Source organism: uncultured Sphingobacterium sp. (assembly GCF_964277905.1).
In the GTDB taxonomy this organism is placed as follows: Bacteria; Bacteroidota; Bacteroidia; order Sphingobacteriales; family Sphingobacteriaceae; genus Sphingobacterium; species Sphingobacterium siyangense.
Map to the genome: position 1 here is coordinate 54,126 of NZ_CAXYKD010000012.1, position 14,628 is coordinate 68,753.

A 14,628-nucleotide genomic window follows, 5' to 3' on the forward strand; every position below is an offset into this window, starting at 1 on the left:
ATTATTTCTCAAACATCATCTCGATCAGAATATTCCAGTTCGCTTTCTTAACATCATCCTTCGCCAATTCGCTCAGTTGCCAGATACGAATATAATTATACTTCACCACCTTATCCTTTTGTCGTACCGTTGCAGTTCCCTTGGTATAGGCAAAATCGCCACTATACGAACGTTTTACTTCTTCGGGCACTGTTTCTATCGTCATCCGTTGTTTTTTGAGGTAAGCCATCATTGTGGCCTTTCCCTCCATAGGACTGGTCCAAGGGAACAAAAAGCGGACATCCTCACTTAAGAACTCCTTATATGCGGTTGGGTTATCGGCCTTCAGAACTGTTGACATCAATTTGTCTGTCTCCAGGACAATATCTTCACGTTGATTCAATCGCACTTTAGAGCGATGCTTCAGATACCACGAATCGGTAGGTTCGATATATTCAAGATCAAATTCCCCATCCTTCCCGTTGTTTTCAACTTCGGCCCGAATATCGACCAGCCACTTACCCTTTTTGTTGCGTTTCCAGACAGTCAAGTATTCTCCATGACGCAATCTTGCACCTACTTTCTGAAAGTCCATAGATCCCGAAGTCACACCAAACTCCTGACTTTTAGCAATCAACGCAAACGTAGGCTGCCAATTTAAAACATCGGGAATATTTGGTCTATTATTAAGATAGTTATAAGCATTTACTGCCGATGGGACGTAAAACGTAGATTCCTTATCAATGATCGAAAGAAACGCTTGATGCGGAGTAGACGCTTTAGCCAATGCGGCAGCATCCTTATCGGCCTGCAATAGGCTTCCAACTTTCTCAGGTATCTGCGCATATAGTGTTGTACCAGCAACACTCATGAATGCGACGACGGATAGCCTATTCCAAAAATTCATATGCAAATTGATCTTTCTTTTAAAGGTTATATGGAATATCCTTTGGTTTCCACGGATAATGTGTTTTCCCAATAGTAATATTCCATTTTATTCCTTTTTTATAAATTCGATTTCTTATCTATCAAATCTTATTCCAAAGTGTTCCTTCTTTGCTATCTTTCAATTGAATTCCAATAGAATTAAGCTCATCACGAATACGGTCAGAGGTGACGAAGTCTTTATTTGCTTTGGCTTCATTACGTAGTTTAATGACCAGATTCATGACGTCATCGATATCATCGGATGCTGAAGTCTGATCGTTTCTAAGCCCTAGGATATCCTCAACAAATTCTTTCATGAATACTTGAAGACCTTCCAATCCTTCAGCGGTTACTTTCGCTTTACCATCATAAATCGAGTTGATGATACGGACAATTTCAAACAATTCGGCAATGAGTACAGGACTATTAAAATCGTCATCCATAGCTGCGTAACACTTGCGGCGGATTTCAGCTAAATTGAATGAATCAGCACCTTTCGACACCTTCAATTTGTCTAAAAGACTGATTGCAGTCATGAGTCTTTTATACCCCTTGTCGGCCGCATCCAATGCCTCATTGGAGAAATCCAACGTACTTCTATAATGCGCCTGTAACATAAAGAAGCGTACGGCCATCGGCGAATAACCTCTATTCAATAAGGGATGATTTCCAGTAAATAGTTCGCCCGGTAAAAATCCATTTCCTGCAGATTTGGACATACGCGCACCATTTACAGTCAACATATTCGTGTGCATCCAATATTTGGCAGGGCTCGTATGGTTACATGCTTCAGACTGTGCAATTTCATTGGTATGATGTGTAGCTGCCAAATCCATTCCACCGCCATGAATATCAAACTGATCACCTAAGTACTTTCTGCTCATGGCCGAGCATTCAATATGCCAACCTGGGAAGCCAACACTCCAAGGTGCAGGCCAACGCATAATCGTTTCAGGTTTTGCTTTGATCCATAAGGCAAAATCCAAACGCCCCTTTTTCTCATCCTGACCGCTCAATTCACGGGTATTATTGAGCATATCCTCCAATTTACGATTGGTCAATATCGTATAATCGTATGTTTCAACGTATTTTTCAACATCAAAATAGACTGTACCGTTCCGCTCATAGGCATAGCCATTCTCTATAATCTGTTCGATCATTTCAATCTGCTCGGAAATATGTCCTGTCGCAGTAGGCTCAATACTGGGCGGCAACGTATTGAAAAGACGCAATACGTCATGAAAACCTATCGTATACTTTTGAACGATTTCCATCGGTTCCAATTGTTCCAATTTTGCTTTTTTTGCAAATTTGTCATCCCCTTCATCACGATCGCCTTCCAAGTGCCCCGCATCGGTAATATTGCGCACATAACGCACTTTATAACCAAGGTGACGCAAGTATCTAAAAATCAAATCAAAAGACACAAACGTCCGACAGTTCCCCAAATGCACATCACTGTACACTGTGGGTCCACATACATACATACCAACAAGGTTGGGATGAATAGGTTCGAATTTTTCTTTTGTTCGCGAAAGCGTATTGTATAAATAGAGATTATGGTCCATGTTTAATCGCTGCTTGGAAATCTATTTTTGTCTGAAATATATTTGAATTGGCACACCTGTAAAGTCAAAGTTCTCACGCAATTTGTTTTCAATAAAACGTTTGTACGGATCTTTGATGTATTGTGGCAGATTACAGAAGAATGCAAACATCGGTGTCCGTCCTGGCAACTGTGTTGCATATTTAATTTTGATATATTTACCTTTTAAGGATGGCGGTGGATAATTCTCGATAATATCCAACATCACTTCATTCAATTTGGAAGTAGGGATCTTTTTGGTTTTGTTGGCATATACCTTGTCGGCAACTTCCAACACCTTAAGAACACGTTGTTTTTCGGTTACGGAAGTAAAGATAATAGGCACATCTGTAAATGGTGCTATTTTCTCTTTGATGCGATCTTCAAAAGCCTTCATTGTTTTGTTGTCCTTTTCGATCAAATCCCACTTATTGACAACAATTACGATACCTTTACGGTTCTTCTCTGCCAGGTTGAAAATATTAACATCCTGCGCTTCTAATCCATCCTGTGCGTCCAACATTAAAATCGTCACATCAGAATCTTCCAAGGCTTTGATGGTACGCATCACCGAATAAAACTCAATATCTTCATTTACTTTGGACTTACGACGAAGACCTGCAGTATCGATCAATAAAAAGTTATGTCCATATTGATTGTAATGTATACGGATTGAATCACGTGTTGTCCCTGCCATTGGCGTTACAATGTTGCGATCTTTGCCAATCAAAGCATTTGTCAAAGAAGATTTACCCACATTCGGGCGGCCTACGATGGTATATTTAGGTAAGGATTCTTCTTCTTCCTCCTCCACTTCGAAATGAGAAACCACAGCATCCAACAGTTCACCTGTACCCGATCCTGTAGCCGACGAGATATTGAAGACCTCTCCTAAACCAAAGGCATAAAACTCTGCCGATTCATGATGCAATTTCGCGTGATCGACTTTATTGGCCACTACATACACAGGTTTGGAGCTTCTTCTCAGAATATCAGCGATTTCGTCATCCAAGTCGGTAATACCAGTTGTGACATCCACCATGAATATAACTACTGAAGCTTCTTCAATAGCGATATAGACCTGATCGCGAATAGCCTCTTCAAAGACATCATCCGAACCATGTACAAAACCACCTGTATCAATTACTGTAAATTTCTTTCCGATCCACTCGGCTGTTTCATAATGACGGTCGCGCGTCACGCCGCTAAAGTCATCAACAATCGCTTTTCTACTTTCTGTAAGACGATTGAATAAGGTAGATTTACCAACATTTGGACGACCAACAATTGCAACAATATTTGCCATATTTATTTTATTTGATCCACCCACTATCACAGCAGGCGGCACTTTTATGCTAAAAATATACTTAAGGGAACAAAGATACGGATTCGAAAGGGATTATCGCGACACAAAAACAAAAATGGCTTTACCGTGAAGTAAAGCCATTTATAGGGTTTAAATTATCAATATTCGCCTAGTTAGACGTTGGATTCTGAGTCAATTTGCCAGGATATGAATTGATCGCATCCTGAGGAATAAAATAAGTTACTCTAAAATCTGTTGGTAGAATATCTTCAAATTGTTTTTGTGGCCCCGGATATGTACGGTTTAACGGGTCTCCGTTACGGAACACATCGTAGCTGCGTTCAGCCTGATAGGCCAATTCTAACTGGCGCTCTTTGTCAATCAGTTTGCTTGCACTGGCCGCATCAATTGAAGTATATCCGCCATTGACAATAGAACGATTTCTGATGGTATTTAAATCATTTAGCGCTGCACCATAATTACCTAATTTTGCATTAGCCTCTGCGCGGTTTAAATAAATTTCCCCCAAGCGGCTGATTACAGGGGAGTGCAGTTGAGACTCCTCGCCTTCACGTGAGCATTTCACAATATAAAACTGTGGATAAGCACGGTTTAAGGAAATATAGTAATCAATCATACCCGAATAGGTATTACCGTCTTCATAGGTAATGGAATAAGTCTGCTGACCAGCATTAATTGTCGCTAAAGTATATTCTTTAGCAACTTCTTGATCACCTACCTTTTTTACTTCTCGAGCAATTACTGTATTCCCATTAATAATGGCCGGAATTTGCACATAACTTAATGTTTTAGGGTCACCGACTTTTGCAGGTGAGTTCTGTTTGATAAATCGAAAAACAGTTGAGTAATTACCTTTATCGTCTTTGGAATAAGTTGGCTCTATAAAAGCTGCGCGTGCATCCACAATACTATAATGATCTGGTCGCCAGTCATTACGACCAGTTTCATTTAAAAGATCAATATATTTTGCACTGGAATACATCTCACCCCAGCCCATACCACCAATATTGGAATACATACCACCGATACCATAATAATGATCATCGCCCGAGAACTCAGACGCAACACGTTTCACCGCAAAGATGGTCTCCTTGTTATCTTCAGGTCTAAAGGTATTGTATTTCATGAACTGCTCACGGCCCAACAGGACATATTTGCCTGAGTTAATCACTTTATCCGCATACTCTACAGAAAGACGCGCATATTCCGCATTTGGATTTTTATACGTACCACTCATATACAGATATATACGGGAAAGCATCGCTTGCGCTGCATCCTTAGACGCATATGCTGCCCCTTTATCAAGTGTCATTAAAGCTTCTGCTTTTTTCAGATCACTGATCGCTTGCGCGTAAGTATCTTTTACAGATGCACGGTCCGGTAAGTTCAAATCATTGAAAACATCTTCAGGTGTACCATTGACAATCGGAACGCCTAAGTTTGTTTCTGGACTTTGGTAGTAAGGCTTCCCGAATGCGCGACAAAGGTAAAAATACATCATTCCACGGATGTAATAACATTCACCCAATTTATTATCCATTTCTGTACTCTGACCTTCCGCAAACATCTTGATTACGTTCGAAGACTGTGCAATAGCCTTATAGCCATAGTCCCAAAAATTTTGCAAACGGTAATTATTTGGTGTTCTTGCATAGGAAATAAATTCGTAAAATGCATCTGTCGATGACCCGCGGATCATCATATTATCACCGGCATATTCTCCAAGTCGATGCATCGGGTCGGACCAGGCTTTTAACTGCGCATAGGTACCTGTTACCATTGCATCCGGATTATTAACGATATTTTCTTCATCCATTGAAGTATAAGGAAGACGATCTATATCACAAGAGGACACTGCTGTAGCTATTAAAAGTCCTATTAGTATTTTTTTCATGATTGATTTTCTAAACGTTAAAATTAAAATGTCACACTTGCGCCAAACATATATTTACGAACCATTGGGTACACCGAAACGCCCGTTGAACGGATCATTTGACCACCCCCTCCTTTGCCATCCGGCTCAGTCAATGGAAGCTCTGGATCGACACCTGAATAGTTTGTAATCGTAAATAAGTTCTCCCCAGCTAAGAAGACACGTAAATTTTTGATGTTATATTTCTTTAGATCAAAGTTGTACCCTAAGGTCAGTGATCTCATTTTCAAGAAATTGTTACTTTCTAAGAAGCGTGTTGAAGGTGAATTACCTTTATCTTGGTTGTCGTATCTTGCAATCGGGTGAGTGGCAACATCGCCAGGTTTCTCCCAACGGCTCCAACCATCCTGTAACTTCATCTGGTTACGATCAGTATAGGTTCCATCCGAATCAAACTCCTGACGCGAGTAATTATATAATTTACCACCCAAGGAGAAACCGAACACCGCATTCAGGTCAAACTGCTTATAACTTAAAGCCGTACTGAAACCGCCGAAAAGATCCGGATTTCCTTTTCCTACATTACGGAAGGTTGCATTGGAATAGTTCGACGTCGTTGTCCTTGTTTCATTGCCATTGGCATCTGTCTCGTATCGATACCACATTGGCAAACCATTATCTACGTTAATACCTGCCCATTCTTTTAAGTAATAGGTATCTACCGGAAAACCTGGCTGAAGCAGACGTTGCGCTGATCCAGCGATACCCGATCCGTCACCTGCGATAATTGGTTTTGAAACAAGATTACCGTTGGCATCTTTTGTCGCAAATAGCTCGGTCAATTTATTCACATTGTGACTCAAATTAACATCCAAGCTCCAATGTACATTGTCATTTCGAACGATGTCGCCACCGATGGTCAATTCAATCCCCCGGTTTTGCATCTTACCAATATTTTTCCAGATAGAAGTGACACCGGTCAGACCGCTGATTGGCACTTGATAAAGTACATTATTGGTCTTCTTGTCATAATAATCAACATTGAATCGCAATCTATTCTTAAACAAAGCTGCATCAACCCCAAAACCAGTTGTGTAGGTTTTTTCCCAAGTCAGGTCTTTATTACCGATCTGGCTAATTAATGCCCCTGGTATACCATTATAACTTGATGATGCAGACACCGAGTAAAGACTATATTGCGGATATAATGAACTTGGTCTATTACCTACCGATCCATAAGCCGCTCTCAGTTTTAAATTATCTACCCAATCAGCCTTGAACCACTCTTCCTTATTGATATTCCAACCACCACTAACTGAAAAGAAATTTCCATATTTTGCATTGGTACCAAAATTGGATGCTCCATCACGACGGAAAGATACCTGTGCCAAATATTTATTATCGTATGCATAGTTTGCATTAGACAAAAATGACTGTACTGCCCATTCGGAAATGCCACCTCTGGTTCGCTCTGGTTTTGCAACAACATCCAATACCTCGAAACCATTTACAATACCCGTTCCATAAGCATCTAAGGTTTTTGTCCAATAGTCGTTAAATTCATATGCAGCCAATCCATTCAGGCTATGTTTATCCCAAGTCTTGTTGAAACGTAAAATCTGGTTGGTATACCGACGGGCAAATTCCATGCGATAATCTGTCACACGACCAATTACACTTTCGCCGCTGTTTGATCGTGGATCTTGATATCCGCTATCAGAATAACTATTGTAACGATAATTGTTTACAGAGGAGAACGTCAACCAATCTGTTAATTTGATATCGAAATCTAAGTTACCCATAAATTCATAATTGGTATTGGCACTATGATTCCATTGGAGGTCATACAAGTAGTTTGTACTTGCGTTGTTGACCCATCCGCTGTAACGATGTGGCACTAAATTTCCATTTGCGTCGTAAGGACTATCCCAAGGAAGATTGCCGTACATGGCATTGACATCATATTGACGATCATCTACAGCACGTCTTGATCCAGCAATAGATGGCTTAATGGTCAACCAATCGAAAGGCTTATAGTTGGTACGTAATCTAAAATTATAACGATCGTAATCATATCCTTTTACAGCACCGGCCTCGTTGTAGTAACCTAAAGACAAATAAGACTGTAATTTATCATTTCCACCCTGAATAGACAAATTGTGGTTTTGGACAAATCCGGTTTTTGTCGCCAGTCTCCACCAGTCAAAATTGCTATTACGTAATTCAGAATTCCATCGTGGAAATTTGATGTCACCTGGATTAGAAAAAGAGGCAAAATAATCATAAAGTTCAGCACCATCCATCATTTCCATGTGTCCATTGGAAAGTTGGTTGATACCCATTTTTGTAGAAAAGCTAATGCTTGTTTTGGATGCAGTAGGGTTTTTAGTTGTCACAACGACAACACCATTTGCGCCTTGAGAACCATAAATTGACGTTGAAGCAGCATCTTTTAGGATGGTTAATGATTCAATGTCGTCCGGATTGATATCGCCTGGGCTTGAGCCAACAATAACACCGTCAATGACCCACAATGGGCTTGTCGTACCACTTAATGTTGCCTGACCACGAATCACAACACCGCCATTTGAGCCTGGTTTACCGGCTCCTGGGGCAACATATACCCCGGCAGCTTTACCATTTAGCATGTTTTCAACCGATGGCGTAGTGACATCACGTAATTTGTTTCCTTTAACCGCCTGAAGAGCGCCAGTCAAACTTTCTTTTTTCTGTTGTGTTCCATAACCAACAATGACAACTTCCTGAAGTGCCTCACTATTGGACTCCATATTGATGTTAACAACCGGTCCTGTCACGGTCACTTCTTGTGCTTTATAACCAACACTTGTAACGACCAGTACATCACCATTTTTAGCATCTATTGTAAAACGTCCATCTGCTCCAGCGGATGTCGATTTACCGCTCCCCTTAACGCTAATGGTTGCTCCAGCCAATGGGCCGTCTGTAGACTGCACTTTTCCATTCACTTTTTGTTGATAAACCGCATCATTCAACAAAATATTGTTGTTTGGAAACGTAAGACCATTAGCATTAGCCGAGTTGTGTGTACTTGCAATGAGTAAAGCTAATGATAACAGACTCAACTTGTGATTGTCGAGAATCTTTGAAATCATAATATTTAATAGTTAGTTTAAAAATTGATTAGCGTACTAATCAAAATTTAGGTACATGAATGCTAAATCTAAAGCAAGATGATAGTATATCAAAATTTAGCAACAACGAAATCGATTGCGCCAATTAAACAAACGATTGCATAAACATCCAATAGCAACGAAAAGAAACGCCTATCACCACAGGATGTAATTCATAGTGTATAAACGATATAGTATCCCTAAAATGATTAAATAAAACGGGCTCCTTCAATCATGAAGGAGCCCGTTTTTGCTTCAAGTTATTGGAATATTAATAGCCTTTATTTTGGCTCAATATACCATAAGAAAGGTCTATCTGACTTTGAGGAACCGGCATTAAATATAATTTATCATTCCAAACACGTTCCTGTGCTAGTCCATTGGTTACGTTGTAAATATTTTTCATCACAATGGGAGCTGTCTTCCAACGACGAATATCATAGTAACGTGTACCTTCCAGGATCAGCTCAATTGCTCGTTCATTCCGAATGAATTCGCGCAATTGAGCTTGAGATGCATAAGCTGTGCGGTCAACTTTGGGCATACCTGCCCTAACACGAATTGCATCTAAAGCATCATAAACGGAAGCTTCTGGACCAGATACTTCATTCCGAGCCTCAGCATAAGTCAACAATATTTCGGCATAACGCAATAGGATAATATTTGCGTAAGAATCGATTTGTTCTTTATTGGAAGTTGGATCAACAAGTTTCCTAAAGTTATAACCAGTTTGCGACATATTAGACTTACCACTTTGCCAAGTAAAGGTATAGCCACCATCTGCTGTCAACGCATTCCATGGCGCAGTTTCAAATAGAATAGAAGCATAAAAACGCGGATCTCTATTTTTAAATTCTTTCACAAAATCTGCTTTATTAGCTTTTGCATAATTTTCTGCACGTACCTTAGGATCAACTTTAGCAGTCGGCTGTCCAGTTTTGTAACTCGCATATAAGTCAACAAGATTCTGTGTTGGAGTCAGCGAGCTCCAGCCCCCAACTCCGCCTTCCATAAGTAATGTATTATTGGATTGACTTTGGGTAACGCGAATATATTGCCGATCCAATATAACTTCACTATTACCTTCATTTTCCACTTCGAATAATGTTTCATAGCTACGCAATCCCAATCTGAATTTATTTTCATCTGCAGCATTATCAAAATCAACAAATTGGCTGTAATTATCTTTTTTATCTACTTCAGATTCGCTTCCTACCTTGAAAAGCGAATAACCTAAGCCCATTACTTCCTTTGCTGTAGAAGCTGCCTTTTCCCAATTATTTTCAAATAAATAAAGGCGTGCCTTTAAAGCCAATGCTGCCCCTTTGGTAATTCTCCCTTTATCGGAATCATATGAAACAGGTAATTTTGTCGAAATATCCTGCAATTCATTGAATAGAAATTCCAGAACTTCGCTTTTTGAATTACGTGGCACATTCGACTCTTCTCTTGTCAGAACTTTGGTCACCAAGGGAATATCACCAAATTTTTCTACCATGGGGATATATAAATAAGCGCGAATGAAACGTACTTCTGCCTTATAGCGTTCTTTAAGCTGCGTATCCATATTTGCTTTATCTACGTTCTCCAGAAAGTAGTTACAAGAACGTATAGGGAGATAATCCCAACCTGCATCCAAATCTGTCGCTACAGATCCCGATGAGATAACGGTAGAAGCACTTTCCCAAGGGTACTGCGCATGAACCAAGTCAGAAGCACCATCCGTATACATACCGTCCGATAGTTTATTGTAAATAGCATTTGCAGCTAGCTTCACATCATTTTCAGTTCGCCAAAATTCCTCTTCTGCTGTTTTATTTGCCGGAATCCGATCCAAAAAATCCTTTGAGCATCCACCAAGTAAAAGCATTGTGGCCAATAGTGGATATAATATATTTCTTTTCATTGTGTGAATGTTAAAAATTAAAACTTAGCAGTTAAACCTATCGAGAATGTTTTTACACCAGGGTAACTAGCTCTACCAGAACCTGTTTCAGGATCATAATCTCCGAGACGTTTATCCGCCATAAAGGTAAATGGGTTTGTGGAAGAGGCAAACAATCGCAATTGAGACATTTTCATATGTGATAAAACTTCTTTTTGAAAAGTATACCCCACAGTAATAGCTCGAATCCTAAAATAATTACCACTAAATAGCCAAAAATCAGACGTTTTATAGTTTTGAGGAGCATCACCTGTCAATGTAATACGTGGAAATGGTGCATCGGCCTTATTATTTTCTTCCGACCAACCGTTTACCCAACTTTTTTTAATGTTTGCACCATTGAAAAAAGGTTGCGAGGCTTCGTTTTCCAAATATGTTTTCACTCCCCCCACTCCATAGGTCAACACATCTAAATCAAAGTTTTTATAGGCAGCACGAACATTAAACCCGTAATTAAACCAAGGCACATCATTCCCTAAAATGGTGCGATCTTTGGCGTCTATGATTTCATCACCATTAATATCAACGTATTTAACATCACCTACTTTCGTTGTTGCTCCAAGACTGCTTTGATCCGCATGGCTGTCTATCTCTCCCTGACTTGTAAATACACCGGATGTCTTATATCCGTAGTAATCCCCAACAGAACCTCCTACGCGATTAATATAATAGCTGTCTACAATTTCGTTTACGTCACCCAATGAAATGATTTTATTCTTGATCTTAGAAATATTACCCGATAGAGAGTAGGTGAATTCATCGCCAATTTTTCCATTATAAGTCAATGAAATTTCAATCCCCTTATTTTGTGTAATACCTTGATTATAGTAAGGTGTATGTTTTTTATCAAAACCATAGGTAGACAAACTCGCAGGTTGAAGCAAAATATCTTCTGATTTTTTCACAAAATAATCAGCAACCAAATTAAATTTTCCACCTAAAAATGTTGCATCAATACCTACGTTACTCATGGTCACTTTCTCCCACAAAGCCAAACGGTTGGCACCATATAGCTGTTCCAGACCATCCACCGCATTGCCTCCAAAACTATAGGCGGAGAAACGATCCAATAAATTAAAATAGTTTCCGATTGCAACAGCATCTTGGTTGCCCAACGAACCGTAGGATCCACGAAGTTTCAACAAGTCAACCCATTTCACATTTTCCATGAAAGACTCCTTATTGATATTCCAACCCGCTGAAAAAGATGGGAATGTAGCTCTTCTGATCTCGGGCGAAAATCTTGATGAGTAATCCATACGTAAATTCGCTTCCAACAGGTATTTATCTTGATACGCATAATTGAATCGACCAAATACCGAACGCAATGCCCACTCATCTTGAGTTGTACGGTTAGCTAAACCTGTATCGTCCTTGCTAATTTCACCCGAACTCCCATTGATAATGGTCGATGCATCATTACTTACGAAATTCTGTCTTCCCAGGAAGGCTTCGCGATATACATTTGATTCTTGCGAAGCACCTGCTGTAATTTTCCCAAAGTGATCACCAAATGTACGTTCATAGTTGATCGTTCCTTGCAACAATAATTCTTGACGTTTACCCCAATATTCTTTAAGCTCATTGATCGCATTAGCAGTCGAAGCCATTGGTTGCTTGGTAATGAAATTGATGACCGGATCTGTTCGATTGATAAAATCGAACGAATTGGTATTCGTATATTTCAAAGATATCGCACCATCGATTGAAAGACCTTTTAACGGTTTTAATGATGCGTTTGCAGCCAGCTGCAAATAATTATCTCGGTTGTTTCCGCGGCCACCTTCAGTAATAGCGCGCAATTGGTTGTTTTTTGCAATGGTTGCGTTCGCTGTTCCGTTCGAGATAGAACCCCAAGAACCATCAGACTGACGTATTACTGTAAAAGGCAAAGCCCGTCCCATCTCGACCCAACTTATCTCACTCCCGACACGATCATAGTCCTGTTTCAAAAAAGATATATTCGTGTTAAAAGTCAATAAGTCCTTAATAACATCGGTATTGGTATTAAGCTTCATATTGATACGATCTTGCTTTCGTCCTGGTGTAAGAGACTGCTGATCAAAATAATTCAATCCCAGGTAATAGTTTGTAATCTTTCCTGGCGCTGTCACATTTAGACCAAAATCACGTTGTGGTGCTGTATGTTTTAAAACTTGATCATACCAATCGTTATTCGGATAATAATCTGGCTCAGATTGGTTTTTGAACTTCTCGATTACTTCCGGTTTAAATGTAGCTGCCTTTCCGGCATTTACCATCGCTTTGTTATAAAGTTCAGCATAAGTCACGGCGTCTGCAAATTCAGGTAGGAAAGTCGCCCGTTGAAACCCATAGTTTGCATTAAAACCAATGACTGCTCTTTCTCCACCGCCACGTTTTGTCGTAACCAGGATGACGCCATTGGCTGCTCTAGAGCCATAAAGTGAAGCTGAGGCCGCATCTTTCAGAACAGACATGCTTGATATATCATTAGGACTTAAAGCCGAAAATTCCGCACTCGTTGCAGGAATTCCATCAATAATAAACATTGGTGATGGTGACCCCAAGTTTGTTCTTCCCCGAACAGTAATTGCCCCTGCATTGGAGGCTGCTGAAGTTCCTTTCCGAACTTCACCTGGTCTATTTAACACAGTTATACCTGGAGAAATACCTTGCAATGCGTTTTGGAGAGAAGTCACTGGACGTTCTGCTAATTGTTTTGGTGTAATTGTAGCTACCGAACCAGTCATATTCACTTTCTTTTGTGTTCCGTAGGCAACAACGACCACTTCTTCTAACGCCTCATTAGCAGATTCCAAATTAATGCTTACAACTGGGCTCGTAACGATGATTTCCTGTGGTTTATAGCCTATACTATTAATCAATAAAACGTCGCCGTTCTTGGCATCAATAGTAAATTGCCCATCTGCATCAGATGAGGTAGATTTAGAAGTCCCTTTAACACGAATGGTTACGCCCGCTTTTGGACCATCTGTGGATACAATTTTACCCGTTACTTTTTGTTGAAATAGCAGGTCGTGAGACAAAACACTGTTTTCGGAAAAATTAAGGTTTTTCGCATTAGCCACGTTATTTGCACTTGTGACAAGTAGGGCTAAAGACAATAAGCTCAATTTTTGATTACTAAGAATCTTTGAAATGATCATATTTAATAGTTAGTTTAAAAGTTGATTAGCATTCTAATCAAAATTTAGGTACATGAATGCTAAAACTAGAAGAAGATAGGAGTATATCAAAATATAGAATAAACGAAATCGATTGCGCAAACTAGGCAAACGATTGCATAACCATGTATCTACATACCTATTTTGCATCCTTCGTACGTAAATCGACTATATTCTAAAATGGGGCACAGCGTAACCTATAAAACATGAAATGAGATTGTTTTTTAGCAGCTGAAAGTTTTACTGGAGAGACTAAATTAGGACACAAAAAAAGCCAAGATATTCACCTCGGCTTTTTTCTTTTAGTAGCGGGGACCAGACTCGAACTAGTGACCTTCGGGTTATGAGCCCGACGAGCTACCAACTGCTCCACCCCGCAATATATTTTTGAACAAAATTGCTTTTTTCTTTTGAAAAAACAAGATTATGATCCTTCCGAATTGGAGTACAAAGATATATTTTGTTTCTTTGTAATCCTAATAAAATTTAGAAAAATGTCACATAAAGCAGGATTCGTAAGTATCATCGGAAAGCCAAATGCTGGTAAGTCCACCCTAATGAACGCTTTAGTGGGTGAAAAAATGTCTATCATTACACCCAAAGCGCAAACGACAAGACACCGCATTATCGGTATTGTAAACGATGAAGACCATCAAATTGTGTTTTCGGACAC

The 14,628-nt window shown here is 39.7% G+C and carries 8 protein-coding genes and 1 tRNA gene; 1 reads left to right on the plus strand and 8 read right to left on the minus strand.

Features of this window, described 5'->3' with window-relative positions; genetic code table 11:
* Position 1: 1 nt before the first annotated feature.
* From ACHWSC_RS07370 to ACHWSC_RS07405, 8 genes are all read right to left on the minus strand, one after another.
* Entirely contained in the window at positions 2-886 is an 885-nt protein-coding gene (locus ACHWSC_RS07370; RefSeq protein ID WP_070569123.1) for a DUF4440 domain-containing protein, read from the minus strand.
* Between the two features lie 121 nt (positions 887-1,007).
* On the minus strand, positions 1,008-2,474 hold the full coding sequence (gene cysS, locus ACHWSC_RS07375; RefSeq protein ID WP_120333619.1) for a cysteine--tRNA ligase: 1,467 nt from the start codon (positions 2,472-2,474) through the stop codon (positions 1,008-1,010).
* Between the two features lie 21 nt (positions 2,475-2,495).
* Positions 2,496-3,797: a ribosome biogenesis GTPase Der gene (der, locus tag ACHWSC_RS07380; protein ID WP_070569188.1), complete on the minus strand. Its 1,302-nt coding sequence runs from the start codon at positions 3,795-3,797 to the stop codon at positions 2,496-2,498.
* Positions 3,798-3,966: 169 nt separating this feature from the next.
* Positions 3,967-5,712, minus strand: a complete 1,746-nt coding sequence (locus ACHWSC_RS07385) for a RagB/SusD family nutrient uptake outer membrane protein (protein ID WP_394676333.1) — start codon at positions 5,710-5,712, stop codon at positions 3,967-3,969.
* Between the two features lie 23 nt (positions 5,713-5,735).
* The gene (locus tag ACHWSC_RS07390; protein WP_394676334.1) at positions 5,736-8,825 is read right to left on the minus strand and encodes a SusC/RagA family TonB-linked outer membrane protein; all 3,090 of its coding nucleotides are present in this window, start codon (positions 8,823-8,825) and stop codon (positions 5,736-5,738) included.
* Positions 8,826-9,114: 289 nt separating this feature from the next.
* Positions 9,115-10,749: a RagB/SusD family nutrient uptake outer membrane protein gene (locus ACHWSC_RS07395; RefSeq protein ID WP_394676335.1), complete on the minus strand. Its 1,635-nt coding sequence runs from the start codon at positions 10,747-10,749 to the stop codon at positions 9,115-9,117.
* Between the two features lie 17 nt (positions 10,750-10,766).
* On the minus strand, positions 10,767-13,937 hold the full coding sequence (locus ACHWSC_RS07400) for a SusC/RagA family TonB-linked outer membrane protein (RefSeq protein WP_394676336.1): 3,171 nt from the start codon (positions 13,935-13,937) through the stop codon (positions 10,767-10,769).
* Between the two features lie 324 nt (positions 13,938-14,261).
* Positions 14,262-14,334: transfer RNA gene (locus ACHWSC_RS07405), tRNA-Met, on the minus strand.
* A gap of 115 nt (positions 14,335-14,449) precedes the next feature.
* Between ACHWSC_RS07405 and ACHWSC_RS07410 the strand changes: the two genes are divergently transcribed.
* Positions 14,450-14,628: GTPase (locus ACHWSC_RS07410; protein ID WP_394676337.1), on the plus strand; the 179-nt coding region annotated here is incomplete at its 3' end.

Bases quoted from the DNA above. Each gene is read 5' to 3' on its own strand.
- ACHWSC_RS07370 (WP_070569123.1), bottom strand. From the start codon at position 886: ATGAATTTTTGGAATAGGCTATCCGTCGTCGCATTCATGAGTGTTGCT.
- cysS (WP_120333619.1), bottom strand. From the start codon at position 2,474: ATGGACCATAATCTCTATTTATACAATACGCTTTCGCGAACAAAAGAA.
- der (WP_070569188.1), bottom strand. From the start codon at position 3,797: ATGGCAAATATTGTTGCAATTGTTGGTCGTCCAAATGTTGGTAAATCT.
- ACHWSC_RS07385 (WP_394676333.1), bottom strand. From the start codon at position 5,712: ATGAAAAAAATACTAATAGGACTTTTAATAGCTACAGCAGTGTCCTCT.
- ACHWSC_RS07390 (WP_394676334.1), bottom strand. From the start codon at position 8,825: ATGATTTCAAAGATTCTCGACAATCACAAGTTGAGTCTGTTATCATTA.
- ACHWSC_RS07395 (WP_394676335.1), bottom strand. From the start codon at position 10,749: ATGAAAAGAAATATATTATATCCACTATTGGCCACAATGCTTTTACTT.
- ACHWSC_RS07400 (WP_394676336.1), bottom strand. From the start codon at position 13,937: ATGATCATTTCAAAGATTCTTAGTAATCAAAAATTGAGCTTATTGTCT.